Source organism: Caballeronia sp. Lep1P3, assembly GCF_022879595.1.
GTDB lineage: Bacteria > Pseudomonadota > Gammaproteobacteria > Burkholderiales > Burkholderiaceae > Caballeronia.
Map to the genome: position 1 here is coordinate 1,465,406 of NZ_CP084265.1, position 20,042 is coordinate 1,485,447.

Sequence of the window (20,042 nt, forward strand, 5' to 3'; positions counted from 1 at the left end):
CGCCAGTTAAAAGCCCGGTCCGTTCATCGAGCGGACCGGGCTTCCTCGTCGCGACGGATGATCCGTGCGCTATGTCACCACTTCGGCGCGAACGAAGGGTTCGCGTTGCGCTTGCCTTCGTCGAGCGTGTCGATCTTCGCGATGTCGTCCGCATCGAGTTTCAGCTTCTGCGCATCCCAGTTGCTTTGCTGATGCTGCGCATTCGTCGATGCCGACAGCACGACGATACCGCGCGAGAGCAGCCACGCAAATGTGACTTGCGCGGGCGTCGCACCGTGCTTCGCGGCGATTGCCTTGATCGTCGGATCGTTGTGCGCGCGGCCTTCGCCGAGCGGCATGTAGGCCGTCACCTTGACGCCGAGCCGCTGCGTCGCGTCGACGAGCGCGCGGTTCGCGAGAAACGGGCTCACTTCGATCTGGTTCGTGACGATCTCGCGGCCGCCGGGTGCTTCGAGTGCTTCTTCGAGCAGCCGCGCGGTGAAGTTCGACACGCCGTAGTGACGGATCAGCCCGAGCTTTTGCGCTTCCTGCATCGCGGCGAGCGTCTCGGCGATCGGCACGGCGCCATCGGGCGACGGCCAGTGCACGAGCGCGAGATCGATGGTGCCGATGTCGAGCTTCGCGTGACTGTCCTTAAGGCTCGCGATCAGCTTGTCGCGCGCGAGGCGGTCCCACCAAACCTTCGTCACCCAGATGTCGTCGCGCGCAATGCCGGAGTCGCGCACGCCTTTGCCGACGGCGGCTTCGTTGTTGTAGAACTGCGCGGTATCGATATGGCGATAGCCGAGCTGCAGCGCGCTCTCGACGGCGTTCGCGGTTTTTTCGGCATCGACGCGAAACGTGCCGAGACCGAAGGAAGGAATCGTTTCGACCATGCTGGCTCCTTGTTCATGCAGTTGTCAGTGAAAGCGGCCGGATCATTTCGCGTCTTGATCCAGTTCGGGGTAATGCCGGAAGATGCCGGACTCGTTGAAGGCAATGCGCCGTTCGGAATCCACGTAAGCCGCGATGTTCGGCCGTTCGCGCACCGCGTCGCGCAGCGCGAGCACGCGCGGATAGTGTTTGGCGAACGTCTTCATCGCGCGGGGGAATGCATAATGCAATCCCTCGACGATCTGAAACACGGACAGATCGACGTAGGTGATGGCGTCTCCGATCATCTGCGTTTCGCCCTGCGGGTTCTGTTTCAGCACGCGCTCGAAGTACCCGATGAACTTCGGCACGCGCTTCTCGATGAAGTTTTTCGTGCGAATCTTCGCGGCGTCTTTCTGGTCTTCGTAATAGAGATCGGTCGCGAGCGGGTGATGCGTGTCGTGCACCTCGGCGACGAAATCGGCGATAGTCAGTTGCAGGCCGTGCGCGACGTAGCGCAAGCCTTCGTCCTTCGGCGCGAGACCGAGCTTCGGACCGAGATACAGCAGGATGTTCGCGACGTGCGGCACGATCAGCTCGCCGTCCTTCAGAAACGGCGGTGCGAACGGGATATGCGGCTCGGTCTTGCTGTTCATCAGCTTCATCATCGCGTCCGTGCCATAACCATTCTTCTTCGATTCCCGCGCGACATCGATGTACTGCGCGCCGGCATCTTCCAGCGCGAGCCGCACGAATTCGCCGCGGCCCTGCAAGCCGTCCCAGTAATAGAGTTCGTAAGCCATGCGTCTGCTCCTCGTCAGTCATGCCGCAAGCGGCGAGATGCGCGTTCCGGCTGTCATTGAAGCACGGCACGCGCCAAGCGCGACGAGGCGGGCGAGCAACGCCTGTTCCCGTGGCTCGCGGGCGCGCGGCGGCCGCCCGGTGCGCGAAAAAGGCGCGTGTAGAATGGCCTTTCGCATGCTGCATGATGTGCACCGCATGCTGCATGCAAGATGCAATCGACACATCGAACATATCGACAGCGAAGCGGAGAAGGGATGGACAAGCAAGGCTTCACAACAGGCATCGTTCACGGCGACAGAACGGCAGGCGTCGAACACGGCGGCTTGCGTCAGCCGATCCACACATCGGTGCAATACGGGTTCGAGCGCGTCGAAGATCTGATCGGCGTGTTCCAGGGCACGAAGAAGGGCGGCTATAACTACGCGCGCCAAGGCACGCCGACCACCGCGGCGCTCGAGCGCAAGCTCACGAAGCTCGAAGAAGGCGTCGGCTCCATCTGCTTCGCAACCGGCATGGCCGCGATTACCGCGGTGTTCCTGACGCTTCTGCGCGCGGGCGATCATCTCGTCGCGAGCCGCTACGTCTTCGGCAATACCAACAGCCTGTTCGGGACGCTGCGCACGCTCGGCATCGAGGTGACGACGGTGGATGCGGGCGCGCGCGAGAACGTCGCCGATGCCGTCCAGCCGAACACGCGCATGGTGTTCGTCGAGACCATCGCGAATCCGGGCACGCAGGTTCCGGACCTCGAGGGCATCGGCGCGTTGTGCCGCGAGCGCGGGCTTGCCTATGTCGTCGACAACACCATCACGTCGCCCGCACTGTTCAGGCCGAAGCATGTCGGCGCGAGCCTCGTCGTCAATTCGCTGACGAAGACGATCGCGGGTCATGGCGCGGCGCTCGGCGGTGCGGTCACGGACACGGGGCTTTTCGACTGGAGCCAATATCCGAATATCGCGGACGACTATCGGCGCGCGGGTCCTTCGGAGCAGGGGCTGTTGCAGATCCGCAAGAAGGGCCTGCGCGATATGGGCGCGGCGCTGTCGTCCGAGCAGGCGCATCAGATCGCGTTAGGCGCGGAGACGCTCGGCTTGCGTGTGGCGAAGTGCAGCGAAAACGCGCTCGCGCTTGCGCGCTTTCTCGAGCGGCACGGTGCGATCGGCCGCGTCTTCTATCCGGGGCTTGCGAGCCATCCGCAGCATGGCATCGCGAAGACGCTCTTCGGGAGCGGTTCGTGGCTGCTGTCGTTCGAGTTGCGCAATCCGGACAGAATGATCGACGTCATCAACGCGCTTGCGCTGCCGGTGAAGGCGACGGGCCTCGGCGACACGCGCACGCTCATCATTCCGGTCGCGCCGACGATCTTCTTCGAGGCCGGCGCAGAAACGCGCAAGGCAATGGGTATTTCCGACGGCATGATCCGGCTGTCGGCGGGCATCGAGGAAATCGACGATCTGATCGCGGATTTCGAGCAGGCGCTCAGGCTCGCGTAGTCCATGCGTTGAGCAATGGAATGCAAAATGCCACCCTTCAAGGTGGCGTTTTGCATTCAGGGCCATCGTTCAGCGAATGCGGCTTACGCGAACAGGCGCTCCACTGCGAACGTGATCGCGAGTCCGCCGCCGATCAGCCACGCGTAGAGAATGGCGCCGGTGGCGATCGCACGCGGGCCGGCCTCGCGAATCTGCGCGATGCGCGTCTCCATGCCGAGCGCCGTCATCGCCATGGTGAGCGCGAAGGTGTCGAGCGCGTTGATTGTGGTCGTCGCGGAATCGGGCAATACGTGCAGCGAGTTGACGACGACGAGCGCGAGGAAGCCGAGCGCGAACCACGGCACCGCGAGCTTGCCCTTGCCAGTTCGCGCCGCGCCGCCAGCGCTGCCAGCGTCGTTACGCGCCCGGTTCACCCACACGCCTACCACCAGCAGCACCGGCACGAGCATCATCACGCGCGTCATCTTGACGATGGTGGCGATGTGCGTGGCTTCCGGGCTCACGTTGCTCGCCGCGCCGACCACTTGCGCCACTTCGTGAATGGTGCCGCCGAAGAAGAGACCCGCGCCGAGCGTGTCGAGGTGCAGCCAGCCCGCGTGCATCGCGAGCGGATACAGGAACATCGAAAGCGTGCCGAACAGAACGACGCTGCCGACAGCCATCGCGCTCTTGTGCGGCTTCGATTGCAGCGTCGATTCGAAGGCGAGGACCGCAGCCGCGCCGCAGATCGCGCTGCCGGCGGCAGTGAGGAGCGCGGTATCGCGGTCGAGCTTCATCAGCTTCATGCCGACCCACGTCCCGATGACGAGCGTGCTCACGACGATGAACGCCGACACCACGAATCCCGCCATCCCGACCTGCGCGATTTCCTGAAGACTCACGCGCAAGCCAAAGAACGCCACCGCGATGCGCAACAGCTTGCGCGCCGAAAAATTGACGCCCGCGGCCCAGCTTGCCGGCATGCCTTCGCGCAGCGCGTTGCCGTAGATCGCGCCCGCCACGATGCCGACGATGAGCGGGCTGATGCCGAGGCCGGCGATGAAAGGCAGCGCCGCGAGCCGCGTGACGGCCGCCGCGAACAGCGCAACGAAGAGAATGCCGTTGAGTTGCCCGCGCGCGGACGATGAAGCAGGAAGCGAAGCAGATGAAGCCGTGGACATGTGGTGCGTCCCTGATAAGCGGTTATGCGATCTGCTTATCCTAGATAAAACATATGCATATGAGAAATCGTGATTTAGAATGCCAGATATCGGTGTGGCTTATATATCGTCTCCATGACCCCGGACCAACTGATAACTTTCGCGACGGTCGCGGAGCACGGCAACATCAGCCGCGCGGCGCTTGCGCTTCATTTGTCGCAGCCAGCCGTGTCGGGCCAGCTTCGGTTGTTGCAAGACGAGTTCGGTGAACCGCTCTATCAGCGCGATGGACGCGGCATTCGCCTCACGTCCGCCGGCGAACAGCTTCGCGACTACGCCGCGCGACTCCGCGATACCTTTCGCGGCGCGCAAGCGCTGCGGGACGCGATGCGCGGGCTGGAGCGCGGGACGCTGCGCATCGGCGCGAGCACGACGCCCGCGAGCTACCTGCTCCCTTATCTGATCGCCGCGTTCCGCAAGCGCTATCCCGATATCGCGGTCAGCACCATCGACGGCAACACGGCCGAGATCGTCGCCGCGCTCGGTGCGCTGGACGTCGCCATCGTCGAGGGACCGGCGGGCCTCGAGCTTCCGTCGGGCGCTGGCGTCACGCCGTGGCGCGAGGACGAGATCGTCGCGATCCTGCCGAGCAATCATCCTCTCGCCGATGGCCGCGAATCCGCAACGCTCGAGGTCCTCGGCACCTGTGAACTCGTGCTGCGCGAGCGCGGCTCGGGCGTGCGGCAGATCGTCGAGCGCGCGTTTGCCGAGCGCGGTGTGGAGATGCGCGTCGCGCTGGAAATCGCGGGCGTCGAAGGCGTGAAAGAGGCGGTGCGCGCGGGGATGGGCATCGGTTTCGTATCGGCGATGTCGATTCGTCACGAGAAGGACGCGCTGCGCCGTCTGCACATCGCGCCTATGCCGCTCACGCGTCGCTTTTCGATTCTAGTGCCGCACGCCGCTGCGCCTTCGCGCGCCGCCGCCCGGTTTCTCGAGCTTTGCGAGGAGGACGCGGGCGCGCGCGCCGGCTAGGGAATTCCACTATGGCGGGAGGCCGCTGCGAAAGCGCAGTATTCGTTTTGAGCAAGACGCCGTGGCGTCTTTTTTATCGATCATCTATGGAACCGGTTCCATGCCGGATTTGCAACCTTGGAGCGAGCATCGGTGAACACGTCGGGCAAGAGCGGAACGCGCGCAGTCGTCATCGTGGCGAGCGCGTTCGGCGTGGACGCCATTCGTCGCGATGGGCACGCGCTCTGGGCGGAGAAGGCGTCGCTCGCGGGTGCCGACGGTTTCGAAGTGCGCCGCGAACTGATCGCCGACGAAGCCGACGCGAGCCTCGACGCGTTGTCGCTCCTGGGCGAACGAATCCGTGGCGCGGGCCTTTGGGCGGTCCATTCGACGCCCGCGACGCTCTTTCGCGCCGATGGCTCGCTCGACCGCGAAGCGCTCGCTCTCGCAATCGACGAGGCGCACTCGCTCGACGCGCGCATCGTGAAGCTGCAACTCGGCGGCAGCACGGCGGGCGTCGCAACGGACGCCGCGACGCTCGACGCGCTCACCGCCGCGATCGCGCGTTCGCGTTCGCGCGTGGTCGTCGAGAACGGGCAACTGAAGGCGGGCGGTCTGCCGGGCGCGTTCCAGGCGCTCTTCTCAGCGCTTCCTGAGGACAGCGGCCTCGCAATGACTTTCGATACCGGCAACTGGGGCTGGGCGAACGCCGATCCGCTCGACGCCGCGCAAAAACTCGCGCCGCACGTGGCGTACATCCATTGCAAGGCGACGCAGGGCGAAGGCGCGCGGCGCTTTGCCACCGCGCCGGCTCACGACGATGCGCAGTTCGCCGCGCTGCTGGCGCATCTGCCATCGGATGCGCCGCGCGGCATCGAGTATTCGTTCGCCGATGAAGCCGACGCCGCGCGTCAGGTCGCGCGCATCGCGGCATTTTGAATTCAGAATTCCGAAAGGATCAGACATGCAAGCACAGCACGCACCGCTCGACGTCGTCACCTATGGCGAAGCGATGACCATGTTCGTCGCGGCCGTCACCGGCGAACTCGCGACGGTCGGCCAGTTCACGAAGCGCATCGCCGGCGCCGATCTGAACGTCGCGATCGGCCTGTCCCGGCTCGGCTTCAAGGTTGGCTGGATGAGCCGCGTGGGCGACGATTCGTTCGGCCGCTACGTGCTCGACGTGCTGGCCGCAGAGGGCATCGACGCGCGCTGCGTGACCGTCGACGGACGTTTTCCGACCGGCTTTCAGCTCAAGGGCAAATGCGACGACGGCAGCGATCCGGCGGTCGAGTATTTCCGGAAAGGTTCGGCGGCAAGCCACTTGTCGCTCGACGATTACGTCGCCGACTACGTGCTCGGCGCACGCCATCTGCATCTGACGGGCGTCGCGCCCGCGATCTCGGCAAGCTCGCGCGAACTGGCATTCCATATGGCGCGCGAAATGCGTGCCGCAGGCAAGAGCATCTCGTTCGATCCGAACCTGCGTCCGACGCTGTGGCCGTCGCGCGAGGCGATGGCCGAATCGCTCAATGCGCTGGCCGCGCTCGCCGACTGGGTGCTGCCGGGCCTAAACGAGGGGTTGACGCTCACGGGTCATGCGAAGCCCGAAGACATCGCCGCGTTCTATCTCGATCGCGGCGCGAAAGGCGTGATCGTCAAGCTCGGCGCGCAGGGCGCGTATTTCCGCACGGCGGACGGCGTTCACGGCATCGTGCCGGGCGTAGCCGTTGCGAACGTGGTCGATACGGTCGGCGCAGGCGACGGCTTCGCGGTCGGCGTCGTCAGCGCGCTGCTCGAAGGGCGCAGCGTTCCGGATGCGGTCTCGCGCGGCAACCTGATCGGCGCGCTGGCGATTCAAGTTATCGGCGACAGCGAAGGCTTGCCGACGCGCGCCGCGCTCGATGCATTCGAAATGCAAAATCCATACGACAAGACGGCACACGCCGCAGTCATCGCCTGACGGGAATGCGGGCGAAGCGGGAACAGGGCCATTACGGGCAACCAGACACACACGACCGGATCGTATTCGGAGACAACCATGCACTCTTCCTCTGCACCCACGCTGGCCGCGCGCCGCTGGTGGGCAATCATGCCGATCGTCTTCATCACCTACAGCCTCGCGTATCTGGACCGCGCGAACTATGGCTTCGCTTCGGCGGCGGGCATCAATTCGGACCTCGGCATCAGCAAGGGCCTGTCGTCGCTGATCGGCGCGCTGTTCTTCCTCGGCTACTTCTTCTTTCAGATTCCGGGCGCGATCTACGCGGAACGCCGCAGTGTGAAGAAGCTCGTGTTCTGGAGCCTCGTGCTGTGGGGCGGCTGCGCGGCGGCGACGGGCATGGTGAGCAACATTCCCTCGCTGATGGCCATACGCTTCGTGCTCGGCATCGTCGAGGCGGCGGTCATGCCCGCGATGCTCGTCTTCATCGCGAACTGGTTCACGAAGGCGGAACGCTCGCGGGCGAACACCTTCCTGATTCTCGGCAATCCGGTGACGGTGCTGTGGATGTCGGTGGTATCGGGCTATCTCGTCAACTCGTTCGGCTGGCGCCACATGTTCATCGCCGAAGGGCTGCCCGCGGTCGTGTGGGCGGTGATCTGGTGGTTCATCGTGAAGGACAAGCCCGCACAGGTGAGCTGGCTCTCCGACCAGGAAAAGCGCGACCTGGATGCGACGCTGCGCGCGGAGCAGGCCGCGATCAAGCCGGTGAAGAATTACGGCGAGGCGTTCAAGTCGCCGGCCGTTATCAAGCTGTGCGCGCAGTATTTCTGCTGGAGCATCGGCGTGTATGGCTTCGTGCTGTGGCTGCCGTCGATTCTCAAGAGCGGCTCGACGCTCGGCATGGTCGAGACGGGCTGGCTCTCCGCGGTGCCGTATCTCGCGGCGACCATCGCGATGTTGCTGGCTTCGTGGGCGTCCGACAAGCTGCAGGTCCGCAAGGCGTTCGTGTGGCCGTTCCTGCTGATCGGCGCCATTGCGTTCGCCGGTTCCTATCTGCTCGGCTCGGCGAACTTCTGGGCTTCGTACACGTTGCTCGTGATCGCGGGCGCGGCGATGTATGCACCGTATGGGCCTTTCTTCGCGATCGTGCCCGAGTTGTTGCCGAAGAACGTCGCCGGTGGCGCGATGGCGCTCATCAACAGCATGGGGGCGCTCGGTTCGTTCGTGGGATCGTATGTGGTCGGGTATCTGAACGGTGCCACTGGGTCGCCGGCTGCCTCGTATGTGTTCATGAGCGTTGCGTTGCTCGCCGCTGTATGGCTGACGCTGGCTGTCAAGCCTCAAGGTGCAGTGCGTGCCGGTGCGGTTGCGGGTTCATGATGTTGGATATCCTAAGTAATTCGCCGGTCTATTCGGCTCTTGGCGCAAGACGCGATACCGGACGCAAAGAAAGATCGAATCCCGCCTGTCAGAGGCAAAAACAACCTTGGGTCGAGTCATGAAAATCGTAGCCTACAAGCCGTTGCCGTCCGATGTGGAAGCCTATCTGCGCACGCACGCGGATCTGGTGACGGTGGACCCGAAGGACGAGGCCGCATTCGTGGCGGCGCTGAAGGACGCGGATGGCGCCATCGGTGCAAGCGTGAAGATCACGCCCGCCATGATCGAAGGGGCGACGCGCCTCAAAGCACTATCGACGGTATCGGTGGGCTTCGATAATTTCGATGTCGCCGACCTCACGCGCCGAGGCATCGTTCTCACGCATACGCCGGACGTGCTCACCGAATCCACCGCCGACACCGTGTTCGCGCTGATTCTCGCAAGCGCGCGGCGCGTCGTCGAACTGGCGGAATGGGTCAAGCAGGGCAACTGGAAGGGCAGCATCGGCGAAGCCTGTTTCGGTGTCGACGTGCAGGGCAAGACGCTCGGCATCGTCGGGCTGGGACGCATCGGCGGGGCCGTGGCCCGGCGCGCTGCGCTCGGCTTTCGAATGAATGTGCTCTACACCAATCGTCATCGCAACGAACAGGCCGAGAAGGACTATGGCGCACGGCGCGTCGAACTGGACGAACTGCTCGCGCAATCCGACTTCGTCTGCCTGCAGGTTCCGCTCACGCCTGAAACGCGCGGTCTCATCGGGGCGAACGAGTTGAAGAAGATGAAGCGCAGCGCGATCCTCATCAACGCGTCGCGCGGGCCGACCGTCGATGAAGCCGCGCTCATCGAAGCCCTCAGAGACGGCACGATTCTCGCGGCCGGTCTCGACGTGTTCGAGCATGAGCCGTTATCCGCGGACTCGCCGTTGCTCAGGATGAAGAACGTGGTCGCGCTGCCGCACATCGGTTCGGCCACGCACGAGACACGTCACGCGATGAACCGCAATGCAGCCGAGAACCTCATCGGCGCGCTCAACGGTACGCTCACCGAAAACATCGTGAACCGCGAAGTCCGCATGCGCTGACAACGATGGGACGGAGCAGGCGCATGCGCTAACATGCGCTTCTCGCGCAGTGCATCGCATGCTAGCGCGATGCCTTCGCCGTTTGACGCACGAGCCTCCACCATCATGTCCGACGACCCCGACAAAGAGATTCATCGCCCGCCCGCAGTGCGACCTCGTCGCGCGACCATCACCGACGTTGCGCGCGAGGCAGGCACCGGCAAGACCAGCATTTCGCGCTATCTGAACGGCGAGACCGGCGTGCTGTCGCCTGACTTGCGCGAGCGCATCGAAGCGGCCATCGCGAAGCTCGATTACCGGCCGAACCAGATGGCGCGCGGCCTGAAACGCGGGCGCAACCGGCTGATCGGCATGTTGCTCGCGGACCTGACCAATCCATATTCCGTCGAAGTGTTGCAGGGCGTCGAAGCCGCATGCCATGCGCTCGGCTATATGCCGCTCATCTGTCACGCCGCGAACGAAGTCGACATGGAGCGGCGTTATCTGCAATTGCTCACGACCTATCGCGTGGAGGGTGTCATCGTGAACGCGCTCGGCGTGAAAGAGGAGCTGCTGCAGGCCTTCGCGCAAGGCGGCATACCGGTGGTGCTCGTGGACCGCACGGTGGAAGGCATCGTCACCGATATGGTCGGCCTCGACAATGCCGCAGCCGCCGCAATCGCGACGCGTCACCTCGTCGATGAAGGCTTCGACGAACTGTTGTTCCTCGTGCAGCCCGTCATGCACGTCAGCTCGCGGCGCTTGCGAGAAGCCTCGTTTCGCGAGACGGTCGCGGCGCTCGACGCACACGGTTCTACGCTCATCGTCGATCTCGCCGATGCGTCCGCCGCGCTCGTCGAACTGGATCGCCGCATCGAAGCCGCGCGCACGGCGCAAAGGCGGGTTGCACTTTTCGCGGCGAACGGTCCCGTTGCGCTGCGCGTGGCGGTACATCTCAAGGAGCGATACGGCGCGGACTGGCAAGCGAGCGTCGCGCTGATGTCCATCGACGATTCAGAATGGGCGCAACTCGCCGGCATGACGGCGGTTCGGCAGCCGACCTACGACATCGGCCGGCGCGCGGTGGAGTTTCTGCACGAGCGGCTCGGCGGGACACTCGTGCCCCCGCGCGAGTGCCTGCTGCCGGGCGAACTGATCGTGCGATCCTCGACGCGGCATGCGGCCGGCAAAATTTTGCATGCAACATGCCAGGGAACGTGAAGGAAATCTGAATGGTCAGTCTCTCGACGCTCGCGAGCCTCGTGCTTGCGACCCTCATCGTCGCCGCAATGCCGATCGTGCTGTATCGAAAGGTGCGCGCGCGCTACGGACTCGTGCCGCGCGAGCCGACGCTCGGCATCGCGGTGTTCGCGCTCTTCGCGATGGTCATCGAGCGCGGGCTGCACGGCTTCGTGCTGGGCAATTCGGTCACATCGGGATGGCTCACGAATCCGGTCGTCTTCGTGATTTATGCCGCGCTCGCTGCGGGCGTCTGCGAGGAAGTCGGGCGTTTTCTCGGCATGAAGTGGCTGATCCGGCGCGATCCGGCAACGCTCGGACGAGCAGGTCCGGCACTCGGCTATGGCATCGGCCACGGCGGGGCGGAAGCGTGGATCGTCGGCGTGCTCGTCCAGGTGCAATGGATTTTGTATGCGATCCTCGCGAACCGCGGCACGCTCGATTCGCATTTCGGAAGCGCACCGCTCGATGCCGTCGCGCGCATTCACATGGTGCTGTTGAGCCTGTCGCCGGTGTCGGCGGGCATTTTCCTCGTCGAGCGCGCGAGCGCGTTCGTCTTTCAGCTCGGCTTCTCGGCGCTCATGTGGCAGATGTTGCGCGAGCGCTCGCGCGCGGCGCCCGGCGTGCTGATCGCGGCACATGCGCTCGTCGGTTTGCCGGCCGCGCTGTTTCAGGCGCACATGATTCCGCTCGTCGCCGCCGATGCCGTCTATCTCGTGCTCGGCGTGATCGTGGCGATGGCGCTCGTGCGCTACTATCGCCGCGTCGGGCCCGACAAGCGCGCCGGCGCGACGCCTCAATCCTGAACGACCGGATCAGAATGGACGACTATCAATACGACTGTGCGAGCGCGGACATCGACATGCTCGCGCACGTCATCAGCGACCTTTTTCCCGAGCAGACGCAATTCGCGGAGCGCATCGACGAGAGCGGGCGCACGTCGCTCGCGATTCATTACGTGGCCATGCGCTTCGGCGCGACCGCGCGGCGCATCACGATCGAGGTGCGCTTCGATCCCGCCGCGCTCGGGCGATACCGCGCATTGCCGCCGCGCATGCATGCCCGCAGCTATGCGGTGCTGCGCGCCTACGTGGAAGCGACGCTCGGCTCGCTCGAAGAAATGCATGCAAAAGGCGAAACGGTGCCGCGCGAACTCGAAATCGACATGGGCGACGACTTCGCCTGAGTCTCGCGGATCGAGTCCGCCTTTCAGACGTCGCGATACACCTTGGCGAAACGCGCCGCCTTGACGACGCCATAGTCGCCTGGGGCGTACTGCATGAGCCAGTCGCCGGCGTCGCCGGTCAGCACATCGCCGGCTGCCGAGCGGGCGATGCTGAACGGCTCGCGCATCTCTTTCGCAAGCACGACGCTCGGCCGGTTGCGATACGCGCCCGGTTCGCCATGCGCGATGCCGCCTTCAGGCGCGTACTTCGCGTCGAAACGTTCTCTGGATACGACCCAGCGCTCGCCCGATGCTCCGGTGACGATGGCATCGCCGGGCGCATAGCGGTTCGGCCCTTCGAGGCTCATCAGTTCGCCGGCCACGGCGGCAAATTCGACGGCGACGGTTTCGTTCTTCACGACGCGGCGCGCGGCCGGGTCGGAGGTGAGGTCGGGTTCGGAGAGCTTGAGCATGAGCGACAGAGGTTTCGTTTCAGGGGCGAAATGCTAACCGCATTTGCGGCCGCTTGCATGCATAAGGCCGCATGCAGCATGCGGTATGCAAAACACAAAAAAGCCCGCATCGATCGATGCGGGCTCCGTGCACTTCCACGCTGCGAAACCAGCTTACGGCTTCACCGTCGATGCCGCGTCCGCGCTGGATGCGCGCGGGTGGCGCCGCGCATGGTCGTGCCGTCCGCGGCCCTGGCCTTCGCGACGGAAGCTCGTGTCCGCGAGCTTCTTCTGCTCCGGCGAAAGGCTCGCGTACAGCGGCTCGAATGCATCGACGAGGCGCTTCGTGCCGTCCGCGTTCGCCTGCGTGATCTGCTGATATTGCTTCATGTCGTCGAGGGCGGACATGGTGTCGCGCTGCGCGATGCGCTGGCGGTAGAGGTCGCCCATCGTGCGGGCGTTCTCGCGCATCACATCGGCGAAAGCGGACCACTGCGTTTCCTCTGCCGCCGTGATCTTGAGGCTCGAGTGCAGTTGCGCGATGCGCTCCTCGACGCGCGCCTCGCGCTTCGAACCTGGGGGCGCGGACGCAGCGGCCGATACTGCCGCGGACGAAGCGGACGCGGGCGCAGTCGCCGCGGGCGCGGACGATTGCGCAAAGACTGCGGTAACGGCGCAGGACGCCGCCAGTGCGACCAGTGTTTTCTTCATTCGGGAATCCTTCGATCGATGGAAAAAGAGGCGCGCCGCGTTCGGCTGACGATGCGCTGACGGCACACCGGCACGTCGAAAACGGCTGAAACGCCGTCGCCCGCTATTAGTATCACGTTTGGGCGACACTTCGCCTGCTTTGCCACAACTGCTTACATCCGATACGTCTCTGGAAAATAGCGGTGGATAATGCATGCCAAATACAAAACAAGGGACGATATGAGACCGCCGCGCCTCGATCAACTCGACGACATCGACCGCAATCTCGTTGCGCTGTTGCAGACGAACGCGCGTGAAAGCGTCGCGAATCTCGCGCGGCAACTCGGCGTCGCGCGCACGACGGTGATTGCGCGGCTCGCGCGGCTCGAGAAAAACAACGTTATCGCCGGTTATGGCGTGCGGCTCGGCCAGGATGTGCTCGATGCGAGCATTCAGGCCTATGTCGGCATCAAGCTCGCGCCGAAATACGGCCGCGACGTGCAGAAGCGCTTTGCGCGGATGCCGGAAATCCAGTTGCTCTGCGCGGTGAGCGGCGAGTTCGACTACGTCGCGTGGCTGCGGGCAGGCTCGCCCGAGCGCCTGAATGAACTGCTCGACGAAATTGGCGCGCTCGAAGGCGTCGAGCGCACGACCACGTCCATCATCCTTGCACGCAAGATCGATCGCGCCGGATAGCCGATTGCATACAGAATGCATCGTCGCGTCGTCTGAATGACGAAAAGCATCGTCGATCCGCATCATTTTGCGTCTAGGATCGGTCGCGGCACGCTCCTACACTGTGTGGCGTCCATGCAAAACGTGCATGCACCGCCCCTCACAAAAGGAGACGAACATGAAAGTGGCAATCGTCGGCGCCGGTCTCATCGGCCAAAGCATCGCTCATCTGCTCGGAGAAACGGGGGACTTCGACGTCGTCGCGTTCGATCGCGACGAACACGCGCTCGCGAAGCTCGATGCGCAAGGCATCGCCACGCGCCGCGTCGATTCCGCCGATGCGCCCGCGTTGCGTCACGCGCTGTCGGGCTTCGATGCGCTCGTCAATGCGCTGCCGTATTACCTGGCGATCGGCGTCGCATCGGCGGCGAAGGCGGCGGGCGTGCATTACTTCGATCTGACCGAAGACGTGCGCGCGACGCACGCGATCCGCGCCATTGCGGACGGCGCGCAAACCGTGTTCATGCCGCAATGCGGGCTCGCGCCGGGGTTCGTCGGCATCGTCGCGCACGATCTGGCGAAACGTCTCCATACGCTGCGCGAGGTGAAGATGCGCGTCGGCGCGCTGCCCGAGTTCCCGACCAACGCGCTGAAATACAACCTGACGTGGAGCATCGACGGGCTCATCAACGAGTATTGCCAGCCGTGCGAAGCCGTGCGCGAAGGCCGCGCGCAATGGGTTCAGCCGCTCGAAGGCGTCGAGCATTTTTCGCTCGACGGCATCGAGTACGAGGCCTTCAACACATCGGGCGGACTCGGCACGCTATGCGAAACGCTTGCGGGCAAGGTGGAATCGCTCGATTACAAGTCGGTGCGCTATCCCGGCCATCGCGATCTCATGAAGTTCCTGCTCGACGATCTGCGCATGTCCACCGATCGCGACGGCCTCAAGGCGATCCTCAAACGCGCGGTGCCATCCACGAGGCAGGACGTGGTTCTCGTCTTCGTGACGGTGACGGGCATGCGCTCAGAAAGCGACGGGAAGGGCGAAGGCGGCCAACTGGTGCAGGACGTCTTCACGCGCAAGATCTTCGCGAAGGAAGTCTGCGGCGTGCCGATGAGCGCCATCCAGATCACGACAGCAGGCGCGGTCTGCGCGGAACTCGATCTTTTCCGCGAAGGCGTCCTGCCGCAAAGCGGCTTCGTGCGGCAGGAACAGGTTCCGCTCGATGCATTCCTGAACAATCGATTCGGCAAGCTGTACGAAGGCGCCAACGCGCTCACGACGACGCGGCGGCTCGCGGTCGCATGAATCGGCTCACGTAAGTCGCGAGGGCGCAAGGAGCCGCGCGAGAAGGTCCGCGTCGCTCTCTGGCGACGGCGCGCCGTTGTCGACGATCACGAAATCGGCGGCGAGCGCGTCGTCGGGAACGAAGAGACGCTGCCGATACTGTTCCCAGTGCGCGAGCTTGTACGCATCGTTCGGATCGCCGCGCGCGACGATACGTTCGCGCGCCACATCCTCGCTCACCTGCACCCAGACCACGCGAATCGCGACGTCATCGCCGATGCCGAGCCACGCGCGGTCGAAGAGCCGCCGCTCGCGCACTTCGCGCGTCAGCGGCGCGACCACGACCACACTCACGCCCAGCGCGAGATTCTCGGCGGCGGTATCGATGAGACTGCGATATTCCGGGTCGCGCAGCCGGCTCAGGAAAAGCGGGCTGTCGCGGTCGTGCGGATCGCCGGTGAGCGCGCCGATGGCCGCCGCGCTGTACGCGCCGTAGACCGTGTCCTTGTCGAGCAGGCAGAAAGGCTCGCCCGTCGCGCGCATGAGCGGCTTGAAAAGGCGCCTCGCGAGCGTCGTCTTGCCCGCGCCCGCGTGACCGCAAAAGAAGAGCAGATGCTTCATGCGCTGGCCTCCGTGCGCGCGCGTCGTTCGCCGCAAGCGCGGCGCGGCGGCATCACTCGTTATCGAGCGATCGTTGATACCGGTTCATGAGCGGCGTCGACGTCACGCCATGCACGATCACCGATGCCGCAATCGCCGCGACCACGAGCGGCACGAGCGGCGACGCCGCCTGTTTCGGCGCGTTTTCGAGCGCGTAGAGCAGATAGTAGAACGAGCCGACGCCGCGAATGCCGAACCAGCTCATCAGACGCCGCTGCGCGCCCGTCGCGCACGAGCCGACGAGCGAGGCCTCCACCGCGAGCGGACGGATCACGACGAACAGCCCGCCGATCAGCACGGCCGCGCGCCAAGTAAAAAGCTCGCGCCAGAGCGTCGCGAGCACCGCGCCGACGATCAGCATGGTCGCGACTTCGGCGATGCGTTCGAGCTCGATCGTGAAGCCGTGCACGCGCTCGGCCATGAACGCATGCGCGCGATCGGGATCGGATGCGGTCGCGGTGACATCGTCGGCGTCGATGGTGCCGACCGCTTCGCGCGCCGACTTGTCGCCGCTTCGTTTCTGTTCCGCGCGACGCATCGCGAGGCCTGCGGCGAACACCGCGAGGAACGCATACGTGTGCAGCAGTTGCGCGACGCCGTACGACAGCGCGATCAGCCCGAGCGCATAGAAGCCTTCGGAGCCGAGCGCTTCGCCGCGGCGCGTGCGCAGATACGCGACGAGGCGCACCGTGAGCCCGCCGAGCGCCCAGCCGCTCGCGAGCGCGCCCAAGGTTCCCCAGGCGGCCTGCGCGATGAAGCTCAGATGCAGCGCATCGTCGGGCGAGGCTTCGTAGCGGCACACCGCGATGCCGAGCAGCGCGAAGGGCAGCGCGATGCCGTCGTTCAGGCCGCCTTCGCCGGTCAGCGAGAAACGCAGCAGATCGGTGTCGCCGGGCTGTTCCACCTGCACGTCGTGGGCGAGGACGGGATCGGTCGGCGCGAGCATCGCCGCGAGCAGGAGCGACGGCCCCCACGCCATGCCGAGCGCATAGCCGCAAAGCAGCGTCAGGGCGACGATGGTCAGCGCCATCGCGACGAAGCCCAAGCGCAGCGGCAGGAGCCAGCGGCGGTCCGTCGGCGGCACGCGCAGGCGCAGGCCGATCGCGAAGAGCGACACCAGCATGCCGACTTCGGTGACGAGGCGCAGGACGGCCGTGTCGCCGTCGAGCCGGATATGCAGCAGATTCGCGGCGCCCGGCCCGAGCGCGAAGCCGATGGCCAAATAGCACATCGCGGTGCTGATGGGCAGGCGCTTGAACGTCGAACTGGCAAGGCCCATGAAAATGAGCACGCCGCCGACGACGAGAAACCAGATCGTTTCGGTCATGGAAGCCTTTCGGCAGTGAGTAGGCGGGCGATGCGAACGGCCATTCGGTACGCGGCAGCACGCACCATGCCCATCGCCGGCATTGGGCGTAACATGGCCCGGCATCGGCTGGCGCGTCCGGGCGGGTTTCCCGAGTGCCCAGGCATCGTTCGGACGATTCACGCGGACAACCCGGAGGCATACGCATGTCACAGCATTTCGACGCGGTCGTCATCGGCACGGGGCAGGGCGGCTCGCCGCTCGCGGTGCGGCTCGCGCAAAGCGGCAAGCACACGGCCGTCATCGAGCGGCATCTTTTCGGCGGGACGTGCGTGAACGTGGGCTGCACGCCGACCAAGACCTATGTCGCGAGCGCGCGCGCCGCGCACGTCGCGCGCACGGCGGCCCGGTACGGTGTCGTCATCGAAGGCGAAATCAAGGTTGACATGGCGCGCGTGAAGGCGCGCAAGGACGAAGTCATCGGCGCGTCGCGCGAGGGCGTCGAACAATGGCTGCGCGCGACGCCGAACGTCACCGTGTTCAAGGGACACGCGCGGTTCACGGCGCCGCATTCGCTGCGCATCGATGGAACCGACGGCGCCGCGCACGACATCGACGCCGGCATGATCTTCATCAACACGGGCACGCGCGCGGCGGTGCCGGCCATCGACGGCCTGCGCGACGTTCCGTATCTCACGAACGCCACGATCCTCGAACTGACCGAGGTGCCCGCGCATCTCGTGATCGTCGGGGCGAGTTACATCGCGCTCGAATTCGGGCAGATGTTCCGGCGCTTCGGCAGCCGCGTCACGCTGCTCGTGCGCGGTGAGCGCATCCTGAGCCGCGAAGACGCTGATATCGCGCGCGCGATGCAGGACGTGCTCACGCGCGAAGGCATCGAATTCCGCTTCGGAGCCGAGCCGCGCCGCGTCGAGCGGACGAACGACGGCGTGCGTGTTTCGCTCGCGGACGGCAACGGTCACAGCGGCGCGTCCATCGACGCATCGCATCTGCTCTTTGCGACCGGGCGCACGCCGAATACCGACGATCTCGGGCTCGACCGCGCGGGTATCGCGCTGAACCGGCACGGCCTGATCGACGTGGACGGCGAACTGCGCACGAACGTGGACGGCGTGTGGGCGATCGGCGACGTGAACGGGCGCGGCGCGTTCACGCATACGTCGTGGAACGACTACGAGATCGTGGCGGCAAATCTTCTGGATGGCGAATCGCGCAGCGTCGACACGCGCATCATGGCCTACGCGGTGTTCGTCGATCCGCCGTTCGCGCGCGTCGGACTGAGCGAGGAAGAACTGAGAAAGGATGGCCGCGACGCCCTGATCGCGACGATGCCGATGTCGCGCGTGGGCCGTGCGCGCGAACGCGGCGAGACGGACGGCTTCATGAAAGCGCTCGTCGACGCGAACACGAAGCGCATTCTGGGCGCGGCGATTTTCGGCATCGAGGGCGACGAAGTGATTCACACGTTCGTCGACATCATGAATGCGGACGCGCCGTACACGACGCTGCAGCGCGCGATGCACATTCACCCGACCGTGAGCGAACTCGTGCCGACGCTGCTCGGCGACCTGAAGCCGCTCGAGTAGCCGTATCAGGCCTCGACCGGCGGCTTCTCCACTTTTGCCGCGACGTGCGGGCCGCGCGTTTCGGGCATCGCGAACCAGACGAGCGCAACCGCGAGCGCGCCCGCGGCGGCCAGCCCGAAGAAGCTCATCGCCGTGCCGAAGCGGTCGGCGGCGAAACCTGCCGCCGCCGTCGATAGCGTCGCGCCGACGCCCGCCGCCAGCCCGAAGAAGCCGATCGTGAGGTTGTAGTGGCCGCGCCCGCCCGCGACATCGGCGGCGATCAGTGGCAGCATCACGCCGAACACGGCCGCGCTGATGCCGTCGAGCATCTGCACCGGAACCAGCAGATACGGGCTGCTCACGCCCGCGAACAGCAGCGCGCGCAGCGGCAGCGCGCAGAAGCCGAGAATCAGCACCGGACGGCGTCCCCAGTTTTGCGCCTGCCGTCCGACCCACGGCGAAAGCACCGCGACGATGAACTGCGGCACGATGATGCACGCCGCGATCACCAGTTGAACGTTGTCGCCCATGTGCGCCGTGACCTCGCCGGCGGCGAGATTGAGCATCGCCGCATTCGACAGGTGGAAAAGCACGACGCACGCGGCGAAGATCAGCAGCCGCCTGTCCTTCAGCAGTTCGCGCAGCGACTCGCGCTCCTCGCCCTCCGGCGTCAGCTTCGGCTTGCCGGCCGGCGCGCGCGGACGGCTGGGCGGCGCATCGTAGTGGATCATGCGCAGCGCGAAAATTGCCGGCAGCGCGAGCGCGGCGGTCAGGAAGAACACCGAGCGCAACGACAGATATTCCCCGAACGCGCCCATCAGCGCGGCGGTCAGCGCACTGCCGATGGACGCCCAGCGCGCGTTGCGCCCGAGCCGGTCGCCGAGATCGGCGCGCGAGACGAGCGCGAGCGAAATCGCGGCCATCGCGGGGACGAGCATGCAGCTCGCGAAGCCGTGCAGCACTTCGGCCGCGAAAACGGGGATGATCGTCGGGCTCGCGGCGAGCAGCAGCGCGCTCGCGATGATCGCGACGATCGCGGACAGCGCGGCGAACTTCTTGTTGCGCATGGCGTCGACGAGCGCGCCCGCGGGAAGCTGGCTCGCCATCGCGCTGATGGTGCCGACGGACAGCATCAGGCCGATCTCGCCCTGCGTCCATTTGTTGGCCGCAAGGTACGAAGCGATGAACGGGCCGAAGCCAGTCTGCACGTTGGCGACGAAGAAGTTCAGCCAGTCGAGCGCGCGCAGACTTCGTGCAATTACCATGTCGTGAATCGGTTATCCATGTCGTGAGT

General features: G+C 65.2%; 20 protein-coding genes. 12 read left to right on the forward strand and 8 right to left on the reverse strand.

The genetic code is table 11. From position 1 onward, the window contains the following. Window positions 1-74 precede the first annotated feature (74 nt). Together LDZ27_RS06875 and LDZ27_RS06880 are read right to left on the reverse strand one after the other, a co-directional pair. Window positions 75-875: an aldo/keto reductase gene (locus tag LDZ27_RS06875; RefSeq protein WP_244815931.1), complete on the reverse strand. Its 801-nt coding sequence runs from the start codon at window positions 873-875 to the stop codon at window positions 75-77. Between the two features lie 42 nt (window positions 876-917). Continuing rightward, window positions 918-1,655 carry a glutathione S-transferase gene (locus tag LDZ27_RS06880; protein WP_244815932.1) on the reverse strand — a complete coding sequence of 246 codons (738 nt, stop codon included), beginning with the start codon at window positions 1,653-1,655 and terminating at the stop codon, window positions 918-920. Window positions 1,656-1,910: 255 nt separating this feature from the next. Between LDZ27_RS06880 and LDZ27_RS06885 the strand changes: the two genes are divergently transcribed. Then, complete coding sequence (locus LDZ27_RS06885) at window positions 1,911-3,149, forward strand: cystathionine gamma-synthase family protein (protein ID WP_244815933.1); 1,239 nt, start codon at window positions 1,911-1,913, stop codon at window positions 3,147-3,149. A gap of 83 nt (window positions 3,150-3,232) precedes the next feature. Here the strand turns inward: LDZ27_RS06885 and LDZ27_RS06890 are convergent, their stop codons facing one another. Further along, window positions 3,233-4,309: a YeiH family protein gene (locus LDZ27_RS06890; RefSeq protein ID WP_244815934.1), complete on the reverse strand. Its 1,077-nt coding sequence runs from the start codon at window positions 4,307-4,309 to the stop codon at window positions 3,233-3,235. 114 nt (window positions 4,310-4,423) lie between these two features. Here LDZ27_RS06890 and LDZ27_RS06895 point away from each other — a divergent pair, with 114 nt between their 5' ends. The 8 genes from LDZ27_RS06895 to LDZ27_RS06930 all read left to right on the forward strand — a co-directional run bounded on the left by LDZ27_RS06895 (window position 4,424) and on the right by LDZ27_RS06930 (window position 12,109). Then, window positions 4,424-5,320, forward strand: a complete 897-nt coding sequence (locus tag LDZ27_RS06895) for a LysR family transcriptional regulator (RefSeq protein ID WP_244815935.1) — start codon at window positions 4,424-4,426, stop codon at window positions 5,318-5,320. A gap of 117 nt (window positions 5,321-5,437) precedes the next feature. Continuing rightward, window positions 5,438-6,238 carry a sugar phosphate isomerase/epimerase gene (locus LDZ27_RS06900; RefSeq protein WP_244815936.1) on the forward strand — a complete coding sequence of 267 codons (801 nt, stop codon included), beginning with the start codon at window positions 5,438-5,440 and terminating at the stop codon, window positions 6,236-6,238. Window positions 6,239-6,263: 25 nt separating this feature from the next. Then, window positions 6,264-7,262 (forward strand): sugar kinase, encoded by a 999-nt coding sequence (locus LDZ27_RS06905; protein ID WP_244815937.1) that lies wholly within the window; start codon window positions 6,264-6,266, stop codon window positions 7,260-7,262. 78 nt (window positions 7,263-7,340) lie between these two features. Next, window positions 7,341-8,624 carry an MFS transporter gene (locus LDZ27_RS06910; protein WP_244815938.1) on the forward strand — a complete coding sequence of 428 codons (1,284 nt, stop codon included), beginning with the start codon at window positions 7,341-7,343 and terminating at the stop codon, window positions 8,622-8,624. A 118-nt stretch (window positions 8,625-8,742) separates the two neighbouring features. Beyond that, window positions 8,743-9,705: a D-glycerate dehydrogenase gene (locus LDZ27_RS06915; RefSeq protein ID WP_244815939.1), complete on the forward strand. Its 963-nt coding sequence runs from the start codon at window positions 8,743-8,745 to the stop codon at window positions 9,703-9,705. A gap of 105 nt (window positions 9,706-9,810) precedes the next feature. Further along, window positions 9,811-10,905 (forward strand): LacI family DNA-binding transcriptional regulator, encoded by a 1,095-nt coding sequence (locus LDZ27_RS06920; RefSeq protein ID WP_244815940.1) that lies wholly within the window; start codon window positions 9,811-9,813, stop codon window positions 10,903-10,905. An 11-nt stretch (window positions 10,906-10,916) separates the two neighbouring features. Beyond that, on the forward strand, window positions 10,917-11,729 hold the full coding sequence (locus LDZ27_RS06925) for a YhfC family intramembrane metalloprotease (RefSeq protein WP_244815941.1): 813 nt from the start codon (window positions 10,917-10,919) through the stop codon (window positions 11,727-11,729). 14 nt (window positions 11,730-11,743) lie between these two features. Next, entirely contained in the window at window positions 11,744-12,109 is a 366-nt protein-coding gene (locus LDZ27_RS06930) for a DUF3022 domain-containing protein (RefSeq protein ID WP_244815942.1), read from the forward strand. Between the two features lie 23 nt (window positions 12,110-12,132). On the opposite strand, the gene LDZ27_RS06935 is transcribed toward LDZ27_RS06930, so the two are convergent. After that, a complete protein-coding gene (locus tag LDZ27_RS06935) occupies window positions 12,133-12,561 on the reverse strand; it encodes a PGDYG domain-containing protein (protein ID WP_244815943.1) in 429 nt (142 codons plus the stop codon). A gap of 153 nt (window positions 12,562-12,714) precedes the next feature. After that, window positions 12,715-13,251 carry a Spy/CpxP family protein refolding chaperone gene (locus tag LDZ27_RS06940; protein WP_244815944.1) on the reverse strand — a complete coding sequence of 179 codons (537 nt, stop codon included), beginning with the start codon at window positions 13,249-13,251 and terminating at the stop codon, window positions 12,715-12,717. Between the two features lie 219 nt (window positions 13,252-13,470). Between LDZ27_RS06940 and LDZ27_RS06945 the strand changes: the two genes are divergently transcribed. Further along, on the forward strand, window positions 13,471-13,926 hold the full coding sequence (locus tag LDZ27_RS06945; RefSeq protein WP_244815945.1) for an Lrp/AsnC family transcriptional regulator: 456 nt from the start codon (window positions 13,471-13,473) through the stop codon (window positions 13,924-13,926). A 157-nt stretch (window positions 13,927-14,083) separates the two neighbouring features. Then, the gene (locus LDZ27_RS06950) at window positions 14,084-15,217 is read left to right on the forward strand and encodes a saccharopine dehydrogenase C-terminal domain-containing protein (RefSeq protein ID WP_244815946.1); all 1,134 of its coding nucleotides are present in this window, start codon (window positions 14,084-14,086) and stop codon (window positions 15,215-15,217) included. Between the two features lie 6 nt (window positions 15,218-15,223). Here LDZ27_RS06950 and LDZ27_RS06955 read toward each other — a convergent pair whose 3' ends face one another. After that, window positions 15,224-15,817: an ATP-binding protein gene (locus LDZ27_RS06955; protein WP_244815947.1), complete on the reverse strand. Its 594-nt coding sequence runs from the start codon at window positions 15,815-15,817 to the stop codon at window positions 15,224-15,226. 52 nt (window positions 15,818-15,869) lie between these two features. Next, a complete protein-coding gene (locus tag LDZ27_RS06960) occupies window positions 15,870-17,183 on the reverse strand; it encodes a sodium:proton antiporter (protein ID WP_244815948.1) in 1,314 nt (437 codons plus the stop codon). A 185-nt stretch (window positions 17,184-17,368) separates the two neighbouring features. Here LDZ27_RS06960 and LDZ27_RS06965 point away from each other — a divergent pair, with 185 nt between their 5' ends. Then, the gene (locus tag LDZ27_RS06965) at window positions 17,369-18,769 is read left to right on the forward strand and encodes an FAD-containing oxidoreductase (protein WP_244815949.1); all 1,401 of its coding nucleotides are present in this window, start codon (window positions 17,369-17,371) and stop codon (window positions 18,767-18,769) included. 5 nt (window positions 18,770-18,774) lie between these two features. Here LDZ27_RS06965 and LDZ27_RS06970 read toward each other — a convergent pair whose 3' ends face one another. Next, window positions 18,775-20,013 (reverse strand): MFS transporter, encoded by a 1,239-nt coding sequence (locus LDZ27_RS06970; RefSeq protein WP_244815950.1) that lies wholly within the window; start codon window positions 20,011-20,013, stop codon window positions 18,775-18,777. Window positions 20,014-20,042 lie beyond the last annotated feature (29 nt).

Excerpts from the sequence above, each read along its gene's own strand:
- LDZ27_RS06925 (WP_244815941.1), top strand. The coding sequence starts at position 10,917 with ATGGTCAGTCTCTCGACGCTCGCGAGCCTCGTGCTTGCGACCCTCATC.
- LDZ27_RS06905 (WP_244815937.1), top strand. The coding sequence starts at position 6,264 with ATGCAAGCACAGCACGCACCGCTCGACGTCGTCACCTATGGCGAAGCG.
- LDZ27_RS06890 (WP_244815934.1), bottom strand. The coding sequence starts at position 4,309 with ATGTCCACGGCTTCATCTGCTTCGCTTCCTGCTTCATCGTCCGCGCGC.
- LDZ27_RS06970 (WP_244815950.1), bottom strand. The coding sequence starts at position 20,013 with ATGGTAATTGCACGAAGTCTGCGCGCGCTCGACTGGCTGAACTTCTTC.
- LDZ27_RS06910 (WP_244815938.1), top strand. The coding sequence starts at position 7,341 with ATGCACTCTTCCTCTGCACCCACGCTGGCCGCGCGCCGCTGGTGGGCA.
- LDZ27_RS06960 (WP_244815948.1), bottom strand. The coding sequence starts at position 17,183 with ATGACCGAAACGATCTGGTTTCTCGTCGTCGGCGGCGTGCTCATTTTC.
- LDZ27_RS06885 (WP_244815933.1), top strand. The coding sequence starts at position 1,911 with ATGGACAAGCAAGGCTTCACAACAGGCATCGTTCACGGCGACAGAACG.
- LDZ27_RS06955 (WP_244815947.1), bottom strand. The coding sequence starts at position 15,817 with ATGAAGCATCTGCTCTTCTTTTGCGGTCACGCGGGCGCGGGCAAGACG.
- LDZ27_RS06940 (WP_244815944.1), bottom strand. The coding sequence starts at position 13,251 with ATGAAGAAAACACTGGTCGCACTGGCGGCGTCCTGCGCCGTTACCGCA.
- LDZ27_RS06965 (WP_244815949.1), top strand. The coding sequence starts at position 17,369 with ATGTCACAGCATTTCGACGCGGTCGTCATCGGCACGGGGCAGGGCGGC.
- LDZ27_RS06920 (WP_244815940.1), top strand. The coding sequence starts at position 9,811 with ATGTCCGACGACCCCGACAAAGAGATTCATCGCCCGCCCGCAGTGCGA.
- LDZ27_RS06880 (WP_244815932.1), bottom strand. The coding sequence starts at position 1,655 with ATGGCTTACGAACTCTATTACTGGGACGGCTTGCAGGGCCGCGGCGAA.
- LDZ27_RS06915 (WP_244815939.1), top strand. The coding sequence starts at position 8,743 with ATGAAAATCGTAGCCTACAAGCCGTTGCCGTCCGATGTGGAAGCCTAT.
- LDZ27_RS06930 (WP_244815942.1), top strand. The coding sequence starts at position 11,744 with ATGGACGACTATCAATACGACTGTGCGAGCGCGGACATCGACATGCTC.
- LDZ27_RS06895 (WP_244815935.1), top strand. The coding sequence starts at position 4,424 with ATGACCCCGGACCAACTGATAACTTTCGCGACGGTCGCGGAGCACGGC.
- LDZ27_RS06945 (WP_244815945.1), top strand. The coding sequence starts at position 13,471 with ATGAGACCGCCGCGCCTCGATCAACTCGACGACATCGACCGCAATCTC.
- LDZ27_RS06875 (WP_244815931.1), bottom strand. The coding sequence starts at position 875 with ATGGTCGAAACGATTCCTTCCTTCGGTCTCGGCACGTTTCGCGTCGAT.
- LDZ27_RS06935 (WP_244815943.1), bottom strand. The coding sequence starts at position 12,561 with ATGCTCAAGCTCTCCGAACCCGACCTCACCTCCGACCCGGCCGCGCGC.
- LDZ27_RS06950 (WP_244815946.1), top strand. The coding sequence starts at position 14,084 with ATGAAAGTGGCAATCGTCGGCGCCGGTCTCATCGGCCAAAGCATCGCT.